The sequence below is a fragment of the uncultured Paraglaciecola sp. genome (assembly GCF_963977085.1).
In the GTDB taxonomy this organism is placed as follows: domain Bacteria; phylum Pseudomonadota; class Gammaproteobacteria; order Enterobacterales; family Alteromonadaceae; genus Paraglaciecola.
This window is the reverse complement of the sequence record NZ_CAXBNC010000009.1, coordinates 1-19,069: the sequence shown is the minus strand read 5'-3', so window position 1 is coordinate 19,069 and position 19,069 is coordinate 1. Positions and strand designations below refer to the sequence as shown.

18 protein-coding genes are annotated in these 19,069 nt (G+C 40.6%); 14 read left to right on the top strand and 4 right to left on the bottom strand.

The window, feature by feature from the left end:
* The first annotated feature begins 6 nt into the window (after positions 1-6).
* The 3 genes from cueR to AAC000_RS12110 all read left to right on the top strand — a co-directional run bounded on the left by cueR (position 7) and on the right by AAC000_RS12110 (position 3,107).
* On the top strand, positions 7-408 hold the full coding sequence (gene cueR / locus AAC000_RS12120; protein WP_339723034.1) for a Cu(I)-responsive transcriptional regulator: 402 nt from the start codon (positions 7-9) through the stop codon (positions 406-408).
* A 347-nt stretch (positions 409-755) separates the two neighbouring features.
* Positions 756-2,246, top strand: coding sequence for a SulP family inorganic anion transporter (locus AAC000_RS12115; RefSeq protein WP_339723032.1), 1,491 nt, complete (start codon positions 756-758; stop codon positions 2,244-2,246).
* A gap of 9 nt (positions 2,247-2,255) precedes the next feature.
* Positions 2,256-3,107, top strand: coding sequence for a universal stress protein (locus AAC000_RS12110; RefSeq protein WP_339723030.1), 852 nt, complete (start codon positions 2,256-2,258; stop codon positions 3,105-3,107).
* A 93-nt stretch (positions 3,108-3,200) separates the two neighbouring features.
* On the opposite strand, the gene AAC000_RS12105 is transcribed toward AAC000_RS12110, so the two are convergent.
* The gene (locus tag AAC000_RS12105; protein ID WP_339723028.1) at positions 3,201-4,949 is read right to left on the bottom strand and encodes a lysophospholipid acyltransferase family protein; all 1,749 of its coding nucleotides are present in this window, start codon (positions 4,947-4,949) and stop codon (positions 3,201-3,203) included.
* A 207-nt stretch (positions 4,950-5,156) separates the two neighbouring features.
* Here AAC000_RS12105 and pyrC point away from each other — a divergent pair, with 207 nt between their 5' ends.
* From pyrC to AAC000_RS12075, 6 genes are all read left to right on the top strand, one after another.
* Complete coding sequence (pyrC, locus tag AAC000_RS12100) at positions 5,157-6,188, top strand: dihydroorotase (RefSeq protein ID WP_339723027.1); 1,032 nt, start codon at positions 5,157-5,159, stop codon at positions 6,186-6,188.
* Between the two features lie 134 nt (positions 6,189-6,322).
* Complete coding sequence (locus AAC000_RS12095) at positions 6,323-7,042, top strand: transporter substrate-binding domain-containing protein (RefSeq protein WP_339723026.1); 720 nt, start codon at positions 6,323-6,325, stop codon at positions 7,040-7,042.
* 97 nt (positions 7,043-7,139) lie between these two features.
* Positions 7,140-7,829 (top strand): crotonase/enoyl-CoA hydratase family protein, encoded by a 690-nt coding sequence (locus AAC000_RS12090; protein WP_339723025.1) that lies wholly within the window; start codon positions 7,140-7,142, stop codon positions 7,827-7,829.
* 34 nt (positions 7,830-7,863) lie between these two features.
* On the top strand, positions 7,864-9,243 hold the full coding sequence (gene dbpA, locus AAC000_RS12085) for an ATP-dependent RNA helicase DbpA (protein ID WP_339723023.1): 1,380 nt from the start codon (positions 7,864-7,866) through the stop codon (positions 9,241-9,243).
* Positions 9,244-9,383: 140 nt separating this feature from the next.
* A complete protein-coding gene (locus AAC000_RS12080; protein WP_339723022.1) occupies positions 9,384-9,881 on the top strand; it encodes a DUF3592 domain-containing protein in 498 nt (165 codons plus the stop codon).
* Positions 9,882-10,057: 176 nt separating this feature from the next.
* Complete coding sequence (locus AAC000_RS12075; RefSeq protein WP_339723020.1) at positions 10,058-11,527, top strand: sensor domain-containing diguanylate cyclase; 1,470 nt, start codon at positions 10,058-10,060, stop codon at positions 11,525-11,527.
* Positions 11,528-11,853: 326 nt separating this feature from the next.
* Here AAC000_RS12075 and AAC000_RS12070 read toward each other — a convergent pair whose 3' ends face one another.
* On the bottom strand, positions 11,854-12,735 hold the full coding sequence (locus tag AAC000_RS12070) for a universal stress protein (RefSeq protein ID WP_339723018.1): 882 nt from the start codon (positions 12,733-12,735) through the stop codon (positions 11,854-11,856).
* Between the two features lie 320 nt (positions 12,736-13,055).
* Between AAC000_RS12070 and AAC000_RS12065 the strand changes: the two genes are divergently transcribed.
* The 5 genes from AAC000_RS12065 (at position 13,056) to AAC000_RS12045 (ending at position 17,378) form a co-directional block, all read left to right on the top strand.
* Positions 13,056-13,475, top strand: coding sequence for an MAPEG family protein (locus tag AAC000_RS12065; protein WP_339723016.1), 420 nt, complete (start codon positions 13,056-13,058; stop codon positions 13,473-13,475).
* 4 nt (positions 13,476-13,479) lie between these two features.
* The gene (locus tag AAC000_RS12060; protein WP_339723015.1) at positions 13,480-14,106 is read left to right on the top strand and encodes an RraA family protein; all 627 of its coding nucleotides are present in this window, start codon (positions 13,480-13,482) and stop codon (positions 14,104-14,106) included.
* A 70-nt stretch (positions 14,107-14,176) separates the two neighbouring features.
* Positions 14,177-16,018 (top strand): ABC transporter ATP-binding protein, encoded by a 1,842-nt coding sequence (locus tag AAC000_RS12055; protein ID WP_339723013.1) that lies wholly within the window; start codon positions 14,177-14,179, stop codon positions 16,016-16,018.
* Positions 16,019-16,063: 45 nt separating this feature from the next.
* Positions 16,064-16,696, top strand: coding sequence for a LysE/ArgO family amino acid transporter (locus AAC000_RS12050; RefSeq protein WP_339723011.1), 633 nt, complete (start codon positions 16,064-16,066; stop codon positions 16,694-16,696).
* A 16-nt stretch (positions 16,697-16,712) separates the two neighbouring features.
* Positions 16,713-17,378, top strand: a complete 666-nt coding sequence (locus AAC000_RS12045) for an RluA family pseudouridine synthase (protein ID WP_339723184.1) — start codon at positions 16,713-16,715, stop codon at positions 17,376-17,378.
* Here the strand turns inward: AAC000_RS12045 and AAC000_RS12040 are convergent.
* Entirely contained in the window at positions 17,375-18,079 is a 705-nt protein-coding gene (locus AAC000_RS12040; protein ID WP_339723009.1) for a DUF445 domain-containing protein, read from the bottom strand. The two genes, AAC000_RS12045 and AAC000_RS12040, sit on opposite strands and share 4 nt — an antisense overlap.
* A gap of 72 nt (positions 18,080-18,151) precedes the next feature.
* Positions 18,152-18,709 carry a YgjV family protein gene (locus AAC000_RS12035; RefSeq protein ID WP_339723008.1) on the bottom strand — a complete coding sequence of 186 codons (558 nt, stop codon included), beginning with the start codon at positions 18,707-18,709 and terminating at the stop codon, positions 18,152-18,154.
* Positions 18,710-19,069: the final 360 nt, after the last annotated feature.

Below are 19,069 nucleotides of genomic sequence, written 5' to 3'. Positions count from 1 at the left end.
ATGACTATGAGTAAATTAGTCACCATTGGAGAGGCGGCAGATATTACTGGGCTCTCGGCAAAAATGATCAGGCATTATGAAGTAAACGGTCTAGTTCCCAAGGCCGTACGTTCTGAGGCTCAATATCGTCTGTATAATAGCCAGCAATTAAAATTATTGGGTGTCATAAAACAAGCTAAAAGACTTGGGTTTTCATTGAGCCAAATAAGAGCATTATCTAATTTATGGCAAAACCCTAATAGGGCGAGCAGTGAAGTTAAAAGTCTTGCGGAAGAACATCTACAGGAAATTGATGCAAAAATTAGTGAACTTAAACAAATGAAAAAATCACTGCAAGAAATGGCTGATAATTGCAATGATGATGAACATTCCCATTGCTCAATACTTGACGGATTAGATCACGTCTAACAGCTAGAATACTACTCGTGTTTGCGAACGTTTGCACTCATGCTGCAACGCCATGGGACATTATAAGTCATCGCTGACTTTGCAGGAGTGAGTGCTCAACACTTTGATTGTTAGCTAGGATAACGCGATTCACTGTTAGCCTAAGGCGTTGTATTAAAATTACTGTTTGTATAAGATCTAAGCAAATAATTTATCATTGAATCTGACAATTGAGCATTGCACTCGTGAATTAGCTCCCCTTATTACCATGCCTACTAAGGTGTGATTTTATTTTCCCGTTAAATTTTTCGCATTAATTGCGAAATGATTCCCCTCTGGGGAGTTATGAACATAATTAGGTTGATGACATGTTTGAACATTTTCACAGAGATTGGTTCTCGAATATTCGTGGTGATGTGCTTGCCGGCGTTGTAGTGGCATTGGCTCTGATTCCTGAGGCCATCGCCTTTTCTATTATTGCTGGTGTTGATCCAAAAGTTGGTCTGTACGCGTCATTTTGCATTGCAGTTATCATCGCATTTGTTGGGGGGCGTCCTGGGATGATTTCTGCTGCTACTGGTGCCATGGCACTTTTGATGGTGACTTTAGTTAAAGACCATGGACTGGAGTATCTTTTGGCGGCAACACTGTTGACTGGTGTCCTGCAAATTTTCGCTGGTTATCTCAAACTCGGGGAGTTGATGCGGTTTGTGTCGCGCTCTGTAGTCACAGGTTTCGTCAATGCTCTCGCTATTCTTATTTTTATGGCGCAATTGCCAGAGCTGACTGATGTGTCATGGCATGTATATGCCATGACAGCGGCTGGCCTGGGGATTATTTATTTGTTTCCATACTTACCTGTTATTGGTAAAACTGTGCCATCGCCTTTGGTATGTATAGTATCCATGACAATTGTGGCGGTTTTAATGGGGTTAGACATTCGCACTGTGGGGGATATGGGAGAATTACCTGATACTTTACCGATATTTTTATGGCCGGATGTACCGCTAAATTTAGAAACTCTTACTATTATCCTACCTTACTCAATAGGCTTAGCCGTTGTGGGACTGCTTGAATCCATGATGACCGCCACTATTGTTGATGACTTGACGGATACCTCGAGTGATCGTAATAAAGAATGTAAAGGTCAAGGAATTGCCAATATTGGCGCGGGCTTGTTGGGGGGAATGGCTGGGTGCGCCATGATTGGTCAATCTATTATCAACGTAAAATCCGGTGGCCGAGGTCGCCTTTCTACTTTTGTGGCAGGCGCATTTTTACTGGTGATGGTAGTGTTCCTTGATGAGTGGTTACGTCTTATTCCAATGGCGGCACTGGTAGCCGTCATGATAATGGTGTCGATCGGGACGTTTTCTTGGTCTTCAATTAGAGACTTACGTAAAAACCCCATTTCTTCAAGTATAGTGATGATAGCCACTGTCATAGTGGTTGTGGCCACGCACAACCTTGCCATGGGGGTGCTTATAGGGGTTCTGCTAGCAACTTTGTTTTTTGCTAATAAAATTGGGCGTTTTATGGTGGTCAAAGCGGATTTTTCCAAATCAGAAAATACCAGAACCTATGAAGTCATTGGGCAGATATTCTTCGCATCTTCAGAGCAATTTGTTAACGCTTTTGACTTTAAAGAAGCCGCTGAAAATGTGGTTATTGACCTTACTCACGCACACTTTTGGGATATTACTGCGGTGTCATCCTTAGATAAAGTGGTGATCAAATTCAGGCGGGAAGGTGCAACAGTGAATATCATAGGTATGAATGATGCCACAGCAACAGTGGTCGACAAATTTGGGGTGCATAATGATCCTAAAGAAGTCGATAAATTGTTAGGCGGACACTAAGGAAAAATAATGAGAAAAATAATAACCTGTGTGGATGGTTCAGCAATCACGGCCGCCGTTACTGACGCGGCAATCTGGGCTTCGAAAAAACTGGATAAGCCAATATGCCTATTACATACATTGGAAAAACAGCAACAGCACGGCGCTGATGATTATACAGGCACCATTGGACTCGGGGCTCGTTCTGCGCTGCTTGAAGAGATGACTAAGTTAGATGAACAGCGAGGCAAAGTGGCGTTGCAATTAGGCAAAGCATTACTAAGTAACGCCGCTAAAAAAGCAGAAGCCGCGGGCATCAAAAATGTAGATATGTTGCAACGTCATGGTGATATTGTTGATGCCACTGCCGACCTTTATGAGCAGACTCGTCTGATTGTAATTGGCAGGAGTGGCGAAGGCCATGACGGTAATTTCAATGTTCTTGGCTCGCATATTGAAACCTTACTGCGCAAAGCCAGTCAGCCGGTCCTTATAGTCCCAGCAGGATTTAAACAACCTACATCTTTTATGGTGGCTTATGACGGAAGGGCCACTGCTGATAAAGCACTGCAAAAAGTCATTGATGGTGGTTTGTTGCATGGATTAGATTGTCATTTGGTGTCAGTAAAGAACAATGAGAGTAATCTAAAAGATAAGCTTGATGCCGCTAAAACGCGTATGCAAAGCGAAGGGTTTGCAGTTACCGTTTCTTTTATAGAGGGGGATATTCACCAATCTTTAATGGAGTACAAAACAACTAATGATGTGGGCTTGGTGGTAATGGGCGCGTTTGCTCACTCCAAACTACGGCAGTTTTTTGTGGGCAGCAATACCATTAAAATGTTGGAGCGCTGTGACGTGCCCTTAATAGTATTGCGGTAAGGCTCTCTTGTTTTTTTTCGGTGATTTCGGCGCTCTTTGTATGTAGTGATACTTTCATCTATGGGTTATGTTTTTTGCACTCTTAACTCGTTTTTATTTACTGCTTTTAGTTTTTTTATATTCCTGCCAACTTTCGCCTAAATACAACTTCAATAATTTCTCAGGGGCCTCAGGTAAATCCACACTAAGCAAAAGCCCAGGGGTATCGTTAAAGTTTTTATCTATCCCCAAACAATGAAAAACTGCGCCTAGTTTATTGTAATGTTTGAGTAGAATAGGCACGTCTTTACCGTCTGGCTCTATACCCTGAAGCAGGGCGGTGACATGTTCTTTTAGTCCATGTTGTCTAGCAAAATCTTGTACTTCAGGATGTAATTTGTGCTCAAAGGGGGCTCTTGGTTCCACTTTATTTGTGGCAGTCACCATAGCCTGTTGGATAATGGCAGCACTGCGCACATCATATAATTTGCTAATAGATACAGTGCCATACAGTGTACGGTAATGTGGATAGAGGCAAACAAAGGCGCCAATACCACGCCACAACAAAAACAAACCTTGAAAGCTTCGTTGGTATTCTGGGATTAAAAAAGAACGCCCCATTTCTAAGCAAGGTTGATTTCGGTTTACAAAGTCAGGACCAAAATTAAACATGCGGTGTAAATACAGGTTTTCTAAATTACCATCGGCTAATAATTTGTCGGTTTGTCCCATGCGGTAGGCGCCGATTATTTGCCCTGAGTGTGTTTTCATTACAAATAAGTGAGTATAGGTGGCGTCGAAGTGATCTGTGTCTAGCGGTTCTCCGCTGCCCTCGTTATGTTCACGAAATACCAATTCTCGCAGTCGTGCGATTTCTTTTACCGTATTAGGTAATTGAGATTGGTAACCAAAATACACTGACAATCCTTTATGATCGAGTAAGTGCTGTTCATCTGGGAGTTGCTGCACTTCTTGTAAAATGGTGTCACCACTGACTTCCGCTACAAGTGGTTGTAATTCTGTGACAGGATCCGCTGGCCACGGCTTTTGCCAAAGGGGGTCAAGCAAATAACTTTGTGCTCTAAACAATTCAGTTTGTTTGCCTGTATCTATGCCCTTTGCATAGTGTTTAATGGCAATCGCTTCACCTGCAGTTACAGTTATTTTGGCGTTGCGTTTGTTAACCAGTTCACGGGGTAACATCAAGATACGGAATCTAAAATAAATTCGGCCTAAACGATAAAACAAAGGACTATTTAAGCCACTCACAAATATTGGCAAATAGTGGGCGTTTGCGCGATTGGCGATGCTGGCAATCAACCTATTCCAACTATGGTCAGCAATCCGCTGTGTGTCTTTATGAAAATAGCTGACGCGTCCTGCGGGGAAAATAAGTAAGGCTCCACCGGTTTTTACATGTTTTAAGCAGGTACGGATGGAGGGGGCATTTTTCGGATCACCTTCCGACAGTGGGTTGGTAAAAATAAAATAGTCTTCAAGCTCGGGAAATATCTTCAACCCTTGGTTGGCCATTACTTTGATATCGGGGCGCACTTGTTCGATTGCCCAGGCTAAAAATACCCCTTCGATACCGCCAAAAGGATGATTGCTGGCGATAACCACTGGACCCGTTTTAGGGATTTTAGCTTGTAACTCTTTAAGGCCTAACAATTGAATATTAAGCCCTTCTAAAAGGCTTTTCGCGAAACTTGTCTTGTCTAAACCGTGCAGCTTGTTTTCGCGATATAAACCATCTAACTTGTTGATAGCAAGAATTCGGTCTAATAATTTGAAGATGATTTTTGTAAAAATGTTCTTTTTATCATCAGGGATAACATTTAGCAGGCTGATGGCTGCAGGCATAAAACAATTCCACAAAATAGATGAATAATTTAGGTCGCTAATAGTGCGTTAATTTATCAAAAAATTCAGCAACTTCTTGTTCGAGGTGGCGTATTTTATTGGCATCCTAACAAATGTTTCTAGAGTCTTAGTTTTTGAATGGTAATTTGAGGCATAATAGAGACTTAATTTAATTGGTTTTTTATTGAATATTCCAGCGGGACAAAGATGCAACAGATTACTATCACTACACCAGACGATTGGCATTTACATTTTAGAGATGCAGATATGCTCGGCGAAACCGTACCTGCTACTGCTAGGTGTTTTGCTAGGGCAATTGTAATGCCTAATCTAGTGCCTCCAGTGGTTAATGCTAAGTTAGCCAATGAGTATAAAGGGCGCATTTTAGCGGCCCGCCCACAAGGCAGCAATTTTCAGCCTTTGATGACATTGTATCTAACTAATCAAACATCAACCCAAGATATTATTGATGCAAAACAAGCTGGAGTGGTTGCTGCCAAATTGTATCCTGCTGGGGCTACTACCAATTCGGCGCAAGCAGTAAGCGGAATAGAAGCTTTGTACCCTGTGTTTGAAGAAATGCAAAAGCAAGGTTTGTTGTTATTGGTGCACGGTGAAGTCACAGAAAACCATGTGGATATTTTTGATCGTGAAAAAGTATTTATTGATCAATATATGGCTAAAATTGTGCAAGCCTTCCCCGAATTGAAAGTGGTGTTTGAGCATATTACAACTAGTGATGCGGCTGATTTTGTTCTGGGTAGCGCCAGTAATGTTGCTGCCACAATTACCCCGCAACATTTATTGTTAAATCGTAATGATTTGCTGGTAGGTGGTGTTAAACCACACAACTATTGTTTACCCGTATTAAAGCGCGGCACCCACCAACAAGCCCTGCGAAAAGTGGTAGCCAGTGGTTCAAAACAATTTTTCTTAGGCACAGATTCAGCACCTCATGCTAAACATGCCAAAGAAAACGCTTGTGGTTGTGCTGGTTGTTATAGTGCGTGGAGCGCTTTGGAACTCTATACTCAGGTTTTTGACGAACTAGGCGTTTTGGACAAATTAGAAGGATTTTCTAGTTTCCATGGTGCCGATTTTTATGGTTTGCCTCGTAACTCCAGCACTTTGACCTTGGTCAAGCAAAGTTGGACTGTACCAGATTTTGTTACTTTGCCTAACGGTGAAGCCATTGTGCCATTTTTTGCAGGGCAAACAGTCAATTGGAAGATAGCGTAAGCTAACCGCTGCGCCATTTTCAATACACTCTTTATGGTGATATAAATTTGTTTTTATTACATTTGCGAAGCTTGACTAGATTCATTTTTTTCTGCTGGGTGGCAGCAGTTATTAACCCTGTTTGGGCAAATGAAATGGGTACTCTAAATAAAAAGCTGCGCTTGGCCGTTATCCATATTCAAGAACCACCCTATATTTATATCGATGATAATTCTGACTATGTTGGGGTTTTACCTAACCTATCGCAAGCCCTAAGTCGTGAGCTAGCGCTTGATTTAGTTTTTTTGCCTACACCAAGAAAAGATTTAGAAAAGTCAGTAAAAGAGGGGCGGGCTGATATGACTTGGTTATCTCCAGAATGGGTTGGGACACAGGAGGGGCTGTTATTTTCTGATCCAATTATGCATCATCGTGAGTTTTTGTATGGTTTTTCACCTTTTGATGAAAGCGATGCTCCATTAAGCTGGTTGAAAGATAAGGCAGTCTGTATCCGTCAAGACTATCACTATCCTAAATTAAAGCCTTTTTTTGAAAGTGGTGCAGCCCAAGCAGTTAGAGTGTCTACTCAAGTATCACCGGTTAAATTATTCCAAAAAGATCGTTGTGATTTACTTTACATGAGCGAACTAAGAGCCTCATGGATGATAAATAGGTTAGGTATAAAGCGTAAAGTGTGGCGCTCAGAATACCCTATTGAAGAAGTGAAGTTATCTTTTGTATTCAGTCAAAAATGGCAACACAAAATGACTCAAATTAATCAGGTAATAGCCAAAATTAAAAGCTCCGGTGAATTGAGCGCGATCATTCAGTCCAATATTGAGGCAAGTATTCTGTCTAAGGTCATAATCGAGTAAGTTTGATTAATAGTTTGTCATGCATATTTATAACTTGCCCTTACCCCTGTTTATGAAAGATAAATAGTGTCTTCATTATTTTATTAAGAGAATCAATATGAGCGAACTCGTCAGCTGTCAAATTGAAAACCAAGTAGCCACTATTACAATGCAAAATGGCAAAGTGAACGCTATTTCACATCAAGTGATAGACGAACTTAATCAAGCACTTGACCAGGCAGAAGAAGCCCAAGCAGTTGTGGTATTAACCGGCCAATCAGGTATGTTTTCTGGTGGTTATGATTTAAACGTCATGAAAGAGAGCATGGCAGTAGCCATGGCTTTAGTCGAAAAAGGCACAACACTCACAAGGCGTATGTTGTCGTTTCCTTATCCTGTTTTGGTGGCATGTAGCGGTCATGCTATAGCGAAAGGGGCATTTTTATTACTGGCAGCGGATTACCGCATTGGTGTCGATGGCGCATTTAAAATTGGTTTAAATGAAGTCGCAATAGGTATGACTATGCATCATGGTGGTGTAGAATTGGCCCGCGGTCGATTGGCACCTGTATTTTTTAACCGTTCAGTTATTTTGGCTGAAATGGTCTCTCCGAAAGAAGCGGTTACCGCTGGATTTTTAGATAAAGTTGTTAGCGAAGCAGAATTTGCTCCTACGGTTCAAGCAATTGCACAGGCTATGACAACATTAGATATGCAAGCCCATCACCAAACAAAATTAAAAGCACGAGCAGAGTTATTGCAAGCGCTTGACCAATGTATCGAAAAAGACCGTCATAGTAGCCTTTAAAGCTGATTGACCGGCCTAACAAATAGAGAATGTTTTGAATAAAGAATTTGCTTCACTGGGTTTAAAAAACGCCTTGCTAGAAAACTTGGAATCCATGGGTTTCACAGAAATGACTGACATCCAAGCCATGAGCTTGCCAGCTATCATTGCAGGCAAAGATGTAGTTGGCAAAGCCAAAACCGGTAGCGGAAAAACCGCTGCTTTTGGTTTGGGACTATTACATAACTTAAAGGTGAAGCGATTTCGTGTGCAAGCGTTGGTGATGTGCCCTACTCGTGAACTAGCGGAACAAGTGGCACTGGAAATCCGTAAGTTAGGCCGTGGGATCCATAATATTAAAGTATTAACATTGTGCGGTGGCACACCATTGGGTCCTCAAATTGGCTCACTAGAACATGGCGCACATATTATTGTGGGTACGCCTGGGCGCATCATGGATCACTTGTTTCGAGGTCGTCTAGATTTAAGTGAAGTGAATACCTTAGTGCTTGATGAAGCCGATCGTATGTTAGATATGGGTTTTGAAGTAGAAATGGCCAAAGTGATTGATGCTGTGCCATTAGATAGACAAACCTTGCTTTTTTCTGCCACTTATCCCGATTCTATTGCGCAGATAAGTAGAGACGTGCAGCGCGACCCCCTTGAAGTTAGCGTTGAGGCCACTCACGAAACCACCAGTATTGAACAACTGTTTTTTGAAGTAGAAGAGCCTCATCGTATTAAAGCGGTGGCAGCGATGTTAAGTCACTACCAAGCAGAATCAGCCATAGTGTTTTGCAATACTAAAATTGCCTGCCAAGAAGTGGCGGACGAACTCACCAAATTAGGCGTGTCTGTATTAGCCCTACATGGTGATTTAGAGCAGCGTGATAGAACCGAAGTGTTAACCCGCTTTTCAAATCGAAGTGTATCTGTGTTGGTGGCAACTGATGTTGCTTCACGGGGCTTAGATATCAAAGAAGTAAATGCGGTTATCAGTTATCAAATCACCCCAGATCCTGAAGTGCATATTCACCGAATAGGCCGAACGGGTAGAGCTGATTCCAAAGGTTTGGCGTTAACACTTTGTACAGCCAAAGAAATTCCGCGGGCTAATGCGATTGAAGATTATCAAAAGGCGAAAATAAAATGGACTGGCATCCAGGCCTTGCGTTTTCATGCCAACCGTTTAATCCAGCCTGAATATTCGACTATATGTATAGACGGCGGTAAAAAAAGCAAAATTCGTCCTGGTGATATTCTAGGCGCGTTAACGAAAGACGCCGATATTGCAGGTGATGATATAGGTAAAATCAATGTGACAGCGACTCATACCTATGTGGCGGTTAAGACCCGTAGCGTTAAACGTGCACTTAAACAATTTAATGAAGGTAAGTTAAAAGGGCGTAAGTTTAAAGCGAGAAAGCTAAGTTAAGGGCAGCTTCACAGATAAAAACAACAAGAATTTGACCCAAAGAGTCCACACAGGAAAATAAGGTTAAATCTGAATAATATGTTCCTCCGTGTAGCAAAGCGCTCTGTTGTTGATGTTTTGCCTAATGAGGTGAGAGACAAATGCAAATGTTTGATCATGTTCTACAAATGTGGGAATTAGCCTTACAAGGAGATAGACAAGGCATTTGGTTTTGGGCTGCGGTTTATGTTTTTCTAATAGGTGGCTATTCAGTGTTATTCCAGTTGCGAATTCGCCGTTGGCCAAGTACTAAGGGACATTTAAAACATCTTGGTCTAGATAAGTTTGGGGCAGCCATTATTTTATCTGATCAAGATTACCGATCTGACGCTTTGTATTCCTATCAAATAGCGGGGAAAACCTATCAAGGTAAACGTATTTCACCTTGGGTTATTATTGCCAGTCACAACGCTCAGTTTGTTCTTAAGAAGCAGCTTTCCAAAGTGCAGACTTTCCCTGATGGAAGGGTCAAAATTTACTACAACCCTGCTAACCCTGGGAAAAGTTGGCTTATCTTGCCTAGTCAGTTTGGTGTTTTTGCAACTATTTTAATCAGTATATTACCGGCTTTTAGTTACTGGTTGGAGTTTTATGGGTAAGTTTATTATCCATTTGGTCAAGCTAAGCTAAAACCAGAGTTTTGAAGTAGTGTTCTATTCCGTATTGGCTAATTTATAGATCGTCTAATTGGGTATTTTCGATACTAAAGTCTAATGGTTGTTGTTGATCTATCACTGTAACTTAGCTAGCTGTTTCATCAACACACGGCCCCTTAATGCCTTTCTGGAAAAAATATATCAATACAAAGTTCTATTTCATTTTAATTGTTATAGTGTTTTCAGTCGCATTGAGCGCTGTTTTATCGTTGTCAAAATCTGTTGGAAATCAAAGTTTACTTGAACTCAAAAGCTTGACCCCTGCTTTTGATATAGTTACTCAGGAAATTTTGAAGCCACTTTTTACTGCTGAAACAGTAGCTCGCGCATCGTCCTTAAAATCAAGTATGAATGAGGATGTGATTAATGCTAATGAAATGATTGCACTTCTTGAACAATTATCTAACGAATTTGAAATGGACTTTTTTGTGGCGAGCGAAACGAGTCGCGTGCAGTACTATTCAAATGGTACAACGTTACCCCTCAATGCTGACAAAGTAGAATGGTATTTTCGAGCTAAAAATTCAGCACAAAATATAGTCGCTGCACTGGGCAATAGAGAAGACATCCATATTTATTTCGATATTAAAATTCACAATGAACAAGGTGAATTTTTAGGCTTTATTGGCGTTAGTAAGCGACTAAATAGTTTTATTTCTTCTTTTGAAAAGATCAAAAGTAAGTATGACTACGACTTTGTTTTTGTCGATCACAATGATGATATTGTGCTTTCTTCTGATACAAGTCTTTTGGCTGACGGCAAACGCATTAAAACCTTACAACAACTGCCTTGGTTTAAGGCGTTAACACCAGAGCAACAGACCGGTCAGCATCCTAATGACAATGTGCTGGTTAAAGTAGCAGGTGATGACGTACTCATCGCTAAAGCGGAGCTAAAAGCACTTAACTGGAAACTGTTTTTAGTTAACTCATTGCATGTAAGGCAAAGTGAAACAACAAATATCTTTATTATACAAACACTTAATATAATTTTTGTATTATTGCTTACGCTATTACTTTTTAGGATAGCGATACCCTACATCCAAGCTGAGTTTGCTAATAAACATCAAATAGACCCTTTAACGCAATTGCCAAATAGAGCGCACCTTGCGTGGCGTTTTAAACAGTTTAAAAAAACCAAGCAAAGTTTATGCGCCATTATTGTCGATATAGATCATTTTAAAATTGTCAACGATACCCATGGCCATGCAGTAGGTGATTTAATTCTGTGTGAATTTGCTGAAGTGCTTAAATCACAACTTCGAGATGTGGATGTAATCGGACGTTGGGGTGGCGAAGAGTTTGTCATTCTTTTACCTTCAACAGACTTTCAAATGGCCTATGAGGTCGCTGAAAGGTCTAGACACGCTATTTCAAATCATGAATTTATTGTAGATGATAAAGTGTTAAATATGACCGCGAGTTTTGGTGTGGCCTTTAGATCTGCTGCTTACAAGTTAGAAGATATAGTCACTCATGCGGATGAGGCCCTTTATATAGCGAAGCGTGCAGGTAGAAACACCGTTTGTACGACTAATGATATAGAGGTTAAGTCACCAGTAGGCAATTCAAATCTTAGGCTATCCTAAAGGATTTACTTATGGAAAATAGCCTTATCTTTTTACTATTTTGAGCCTAGCGGAATGAGCTCAAAATGAGACTCTATTTAAAAACAAAGTGAGCCCGATGGATTGCGACAATCTTAGCTGGTTTGGAAAAGATTACTGTAGGCTAGGACTAGGGCGCGACTGGGTAGTTGATCTCTTCAGTTACACTGATGTAGTTAGTCAGGGATAGGACAATCAAAAAAGCAAAAAATGAACTAGGACACTCAGCGAGGTAGAAGATCACCTAAGCCAAAGCAAAGTTAAAATGTAAACTACCTTGCTTAGGCCTGAATGGTTCTCTCGATTATTTAAGGTTGTATTACCAAGATATCAGTCTTTAATAATGCTAAAACACTTTCGGCAGTATTACCCATTATTTTCGCTTTTATGCCTTTGCGTCCGGTGCTGCCCATAATGACCAACCCTGCAGAGTATTTAGAAGCAATACTTGGGATCACTTTAGAAGCGGGGCCCGCTTTAAAATGAATATTGGCTAATGGAATATCGTATTCACCTAGCATGGTTTCTATGATTGGCAAGTATCTCGATTTGGCATCATTCACTAAAGCCTTTTTGTCAATTATTCCTAAATCTTTTAATACTGATGAGATAGGTAAGCTATAACAAATATGTAAAGGCATATTCGCATTAGTGGCAAAATTGATCCCCGCATCAAGTAGTTTTTGATTGAGTGCTTGTTTTGACGTTGAGTGGGTACCTAAATCAAGTGATACCATTATGGATTGTTTTTTACGCCATTTTTTTTCAGCAACTAGTAAAGTGGGTACAAGGTTGTTACGGATTAAATGCCAATCTGTAGGTACATAAAAAAGTCCTTCACTGCGATGACCAGTCTTAATAATTAAATCATAAGATTGCGAGGCACAATGCTGCTTAATCCATCCTACAATATCTTTTTCCCATAACACTTCACTTGTCGCTTTATCTTGTAGGTTTACTTGGGTCATTTCACTTTTTAGCCATTTTTGTCCAGAAGTAATGATTTTATTCTGAATATCAAACTGCTGTTCTTCGTTTAATTTGGTTGCTAACTTACTTAAATTTTCATAATGAAAGGCCACAATATGTAGTTTGGCTCCAGTGCGCTTCACCAATGACTTCGCATGTGCCAGAGCGCTTTGTTCCTTGTCTTGCTGATCTGCAATGACCAAAACATTTTCAATTTTCATCTGTGTTTCCTGAACATTTCATATAAGTTATATACTAGCCATTGTAGGCAGGAAGACATTTGATCTACAACAATAAATAACTGTAGATTCAGTTAATTATTCCTATAGATGAGTAAGTACTGGTTGATATGTCATTTCAATTTGCGACTTCTGTAGTGGTTTCTGCGGGTTTGTTTTGGTGGCATGAGTGTCTATAGGCGGAAACTCGGAAAAATGAGGTAGAGTCAACTTCACTAAAGCCTTGGGCGAGAGTAATGGATATTGGTATAACGTCCAGATTAATATAAAGTTATCATCACTGAGCATTAGTGGAGAATTTGATGAACGATACTATTATTGGACTTTTAGGCTATATCACTTGGACTCTGATGTTACTGCTATGGATTGCAATCTATCGTACTTTGTTAGTGACTAATAAACAAAAAGCGCCTAATGCTTTTAAAGCGGATGGGTCCGACTCTCCAGCCTTTGGTCAAAGATTGACTCGCGCTCAAGGAAACTGCGTTGAAAGTTTTGCTTTTATTGGCGGTTTGATGCTTTTGGCATTAGTTACTCATTCAACTGCGATCACTAATGGACTAGCCTTAGTATTGCTGGCAGCTCGTTTAGGGCAATCGATTACGCATTTGTTGTCGACTAGTGTATTGGCTGTGCAAATTCGTTTTGTTTTTTTCTTAGGGCAAATTGCTATTTGTATCTATTGGGTTGTGCTATTTGCATTCAAATTTATAGGAGTTTAGCAAGATGTCAAAACCAACAATCGAACAGTTGTTACAAGTGTCACCTTGCGAATATTCAGAAGGGTTACCAAGAGAGCAGTTTATTGATCCCTGCATTCATCAAATGTGGCCACAAATGCCACGTATTGCGGGCCCCGCTTTTACAGTGAAATGTGGTAAGGGTGATCATCTAAGTTTACATGCTGCTATATACCGAGCAAATGCAGGGGATGTGATAGTGGTTGAAGCAGATCCAGAGTATGCCAATACTGGCGGTAACGTATGTGCAGTTGCTCAGCAGCGTGGCATAGCTGGTATGATAATAGATGGCGCTATTCGCGATATTGGTGAAATTCGAGCGGCTCAGTTTCCTGTTTTTGCTCGTGGTTTGATGCCTAAACCGGGAGCCAAAGAACAAATGTTTCCCCTTAACCAACCTATTCGTTGTGGTGGAGTGACAGTTCATGCTGGTGATTATATTGTGGCGGATGAAGACGGTGTTGCGGTTATTCCAAAAAATAAACTCATTGAGGTTTATGAGCTGGCCAAAGCTCGAACCGATAAGGATGCAGGGATGGATTTAGATGCATGGAAAGCGCAACATTCGAAAAAAATTGAATCGAAACTACAAGAATTAGGGTATTCTGAATAACTTAATTTAGAAAAGGTCTGTTGAATAGAAACTTTCAGCGGATTGTGCAATTCCAAGGTTTATTTTCTCCATGTTTTCATTTTTTGAACGGTTAACTAACCCGTTTCCGGCTGCCCACCCAAAGCAACCGCCCGATACCATTTTTGCGTTTTGTCGTTATTATACTCAAGGCATGTGGCCAGTTATTTTTTGTGTTTCAATTTTGGCTGCCACTATTGCGGCACTTGAAGTGTCACTTTTTGGCTTTCTTGGACAACTGGTTGATTGGTTAGCGGCCAGTGATAGAGATACGTTTCTGCAGCAAGAATTAGGCAGTCTCATATGGATGGGGTTGCTGGTTTTGGTTATTTTACCAGTATTAGTGATCACCCAAGCTTTGTTGTCACATCAAGGTTTGATGGGGAATTTCCCCATGCAAATTCGCTGGCAAGCTCACAGATACATGATTGGTCAAAGCTTAGGTTTTTTCCAAAATGAGTTTGCCGGACGTATAGCGACTAAGGTTATGCAAACAGCCTTGTCGGTGCGCGAAACTGTGATGAAAACACTGGATATTTTAGTCTATGTCAGTGTCTATTTTATTAGCATTCTGTTTTTGGTGATTACTGCCGATTGGCGCTTAAGTGCGCCGCTTATTATTTGGTTTTTAGTCTATTTAGTGATCTTGCGTACTCTTATTCCAAAATTAAAACGGGTGTCGCAACGTCAAGCAGATGCACGTTCGATGATGACGGGCCGCATAGTAGACAGTTATACCAATATCACCACAGTCAAGTTGTTTGCCCATACCAGCCGTGAAGCAGACTATGCCAAAGAGGGCATGTTTGGGTTTCTGAAAAGTGTCTATCCTCAGATGCGTTTGGTTACTGTGTTGTATGGCTGTGTGTGGTTTAGCAACGCTTTGTTGGTGTTTAGCATTACAGCACTGGCGATATATTTGTGGATGCTAGAATTGGTTACGCCCGGTGAAATTGCCATTACTGTGAGCTTGTGTTTACGCCTCAATGGCATGTCACAATGGGTGATGTGGGAAGTGTCTTCGCTTTTTGAAAATATCGGTACAGTGCAAGATGGCATTAACAGTTTGTCTTTGCCTGTTGATGTGCAAGATAAACCCCATGCAAAAGCCTTAGAAATGAAAGGTGGAGCGATTCATTTTAATAAGGTGAACTTTGGCTATGCAGGGGCTGATGATATTCCCATTACAGTATTTAAAGATTTGGATATCAAAATCAAACCTGGTGAAAAAGTGGGACTAGTAGGGCGTTCAGGGGCAGGAAAGTCTACTTTAGTTAATTTGTTGCTACGTTTTTATGATATTCAAAGCGGCACTATTACCATAGACGGGCAAGATATCAGTCAGGTTCAACAAGAAAGCTTGCGGGCCAATATAAGTATGGTGACCCAAGACACGTCATTACTGCATCGCAGTGTGCGAGATAATATATTATATGGTCGTTTGGATGCCACTGAAGAAGAGATGCTCAATGCTGCTAAGCAGGCAGAGTCACATGAATTTGTGCAAACCTTATCTGATATGCAAGGTAGAACAGGTTATGACGCGCATGTTGGTGAACGAGGTGTAAAACTGTCAGGTGGTCAACGACAGCGTATTGCCATTGCACGGGTGATGTTAAAAGATGCTCCTATATTGATTTTAGATGAAGCTACCTCTGCACTGGATTCAGAAGTAGAGGCGGCTATCCAACATTGTTTAAACAAAGTCATGGAAAATAAAACTGTTCTGGCTATAGCGCATAGGTTGTCGACTATTGCACAAATGGACAGGTTATTAGTGCTTGATCAAGGCAAGATAGTTGAATCGGGAACACATGGGGAATTAATCGCAAAACAAGGTATTTATGCCAAGTTATGGGAACATCAAACCGGTGGTTTTATTGGGGTGGAATAAGATGCCGCGCAACAAGTATTTAGATAAGTCTAGGAGCAAAATTTAGTGCTAAGCATCTTTATACAAGGGCTATTGATCTCAGGTGGTTTGATTGTAGCTATAGGTGCGCAGAATGCTTATCTATTGCGCCAAGGATTGTTAGGACAAAAAGTATATTATGCTTGCGCTGTATGTTTTATCTGTGATGCCTTGTTAATTAGTTTAGGTATTTTAGGGGTAGGCACGGTTTTACAACAAGCGCCATTTTTCCTTAACACTTTAGCGCTGATTGGTGCGCTATTTTTATATTGGTATGGCTTAAATTCTTTTATTCGGGCCTATAAAGGCAATAGTCATTTAGATATTGGGCAAAGTGGCGGTAAAGAACAATCCTTGTCAAAATTAGTTTTCACTACCTTGGCGATAACTCTGCTTAATCCTCACGTTTATTTAGATACCTTAGTGATTATTGGTGGCATTGGCGGGACGCTAGACAGCGAAGAAAAACGCTGGTTTTTGCTAGGTTCAGTGTTGGCTTCATTTGTTTGGTTTTTTGGCTTAGGGTATGCCTCTAAAAAACTCATACCGCTTTTTGAAAGCAGTAAAACCTGGGTGGTGTTAGATATAATTATTGGTTTAGTGATGTGTTGGATCGCCACAAATTTGGGCATTTTTGTGTATCAAAATCTCTGTGTATGAATCTCGTTTGAAAACTATGCCTATTGACGACTTTGTAGCGCCTACTTGTCTCGAACAAATTGAAATTTTGTTTGAAGATGAATGGTTACTCGCTATAAACAAACCTAGTGGTTTGCTAAGTTTGTCAGGTAAAAATTCTCTAAATAAAGACTCCGTTCATTACCGACTCGCTCAGCAATTCCCTGAAATTAGGTTGACGCATCGATTAGATCTTGGCACCTCTGGGATAATGTTATTAGCCAAAACCAAAGAAATTAATGCTAACTTGACTAAACAATTTCAAGCACGTAGCGTCATTAAACGTTATGTGAGTATTTTAGCTGGAGAGGTCCCCGACAGTGAAGGACTGATTGATTTACCCATTGCTAAGGACAAATTATTATTCCCTCGCCTTAAAATTTGTCATCTACACGGCAAGTCAGCCCAGAGTCACTATCAAGTGATTGATAGATTATCACCGCAGAGTCGTACTAAGGTGCTTTTTACCCCTTTGACCGGAAGAACTCATCAGTTGCGTATTCATAGCCAGGCAATTGGTCATCCGATTGCAGGTTGTGACCTCTATGGCACTGAAGCAACCCAAAAAATGGCCCCTCGGCTTATGTTGCATGCCAGTGATATCACTTTCGAGCATCCTCAATCGCAACAGCTTATGACCCTAAGCAGTGTCTGTCCTTTTTAGGCACTCAATAACGCGGCCACTAGACCAATCAATCCACCAAATACACCGCCCCAAACGACTAACCAACCCAAATGTTCCCTGATCATTTTTTGGATAATGTCTTTCACCATTTGAGGTGTAAGTTCTTGCAAACGTTGTTCAACAATTTGACTGATTTTAACATGAAGATCTTGTTGTACATCAGGCTGAGTTAACTCTTCTTGCAGTAGCAATGTGAACTTAGGGTCCTGTGTAATATCCCCCAAAGCGGCACTCATTTTATCTACAAAAGGTTGTCGCATAGGTTCTAATGCTTCCACACCACCGAACATGCCTAACATCTGACCAAAAGAAGAGGCTTTGATAACCTCAAGTAATGAATCAAATGTAGGTGCCAAATCCACTTTTTGAATAATAGGTGCAAAGTCGACCTGTATAGGTTGCTTATTGTCAGCCAAAAAACGTTGAATGTTTTGTTCACTAAAAAACTGTTCCATTACTAGTGTACGAATACCGCCCTTAAAATCTTCAAAGCGTTCTGGAATGACACCAGAGCCATATAACCCTGGGACTTTTTCAAACAGCATATGTATCGCTAACCAATTAGTGATGGCGCCAGACACTGCAAACATACCAACGGTTTTTATGATTAAGTTGTCCAAGAAAAAACCAACAATTACTAGGGCAAGCGCTAACGCGTTAGTGATAATACTTTTGTTCAAAGAAAAAACTCCAGACTGTAGAATTAGGAAGGGTTTTATATCAGTAAAAAACACGCTGTCAATATGAAGAGACTATAATGGGGGATTTTGTGATTGTTGTTCTTTGAATAATTTGATCATTGTTCTAGCATTTACCACTAAAAATAATCCTTCAATGATTACCCCGCCAATTGAACCGACTAAGTGATTGTGGCTTAACCAACAAAGGGTTCCCAATGACATAAAAAATCGCATACGTAAGCCTTTTTCTTTAAACAATGCCCATGTACCAAACGATACTCCCACTACTGGTATAATTTGCACCCACTCACTGCTATTTGGGATAGTAATTATCCAAGCCACCACTATAAATATCGACATTACCCAAACATTATTCGTAACGCTGGATACATAATTACGCGCACTTCCGAGTAGCGCCAAAAGAGCCGCGGTCCAAAGACTCAACATAAAAAAATGTATTGCCATTAAGAAGGTGAACGCAGTGAGGTAATATTTGAGCTTTTGATCTTCTCTATGCAAGAACCCACTGATACCTACAAATAATGCAATAAATCCGATAGTTTGTGCTGTGGGATCTTGCCAAAAAAGGACATTAAGTGCTTCAAAGATAGCGATAAATTGATTTAACAAAAGTGACTCTGTGAATTAATTATTAACAGCCTACTATCGGCCTTAAAGGATGATGATATGTTAACACTGATGTATCTTCAAAGTTGAAAACTAAACAGTTAAATATGAGGTTTGTATGGCGCTTACTGATCTTCTGCAATCTTTCTTCTTGAATCCCCCATGCCAATAAGTATAATACGCCTCCCTCCTTGCTAGTGATTCAGAATTTTTCCCGAAAAATCCATGATTCTACAAGGTTGATGTAACTAAAATTTGCATTATTGGATGATGGTTTTGATGTCCGATAATTGCTCTGAGTTTTAGGGGTGTAGTTCCAATTGGTAGAACAGCGGTCTCCAAAACCGATGGTTGGGGGTTCGA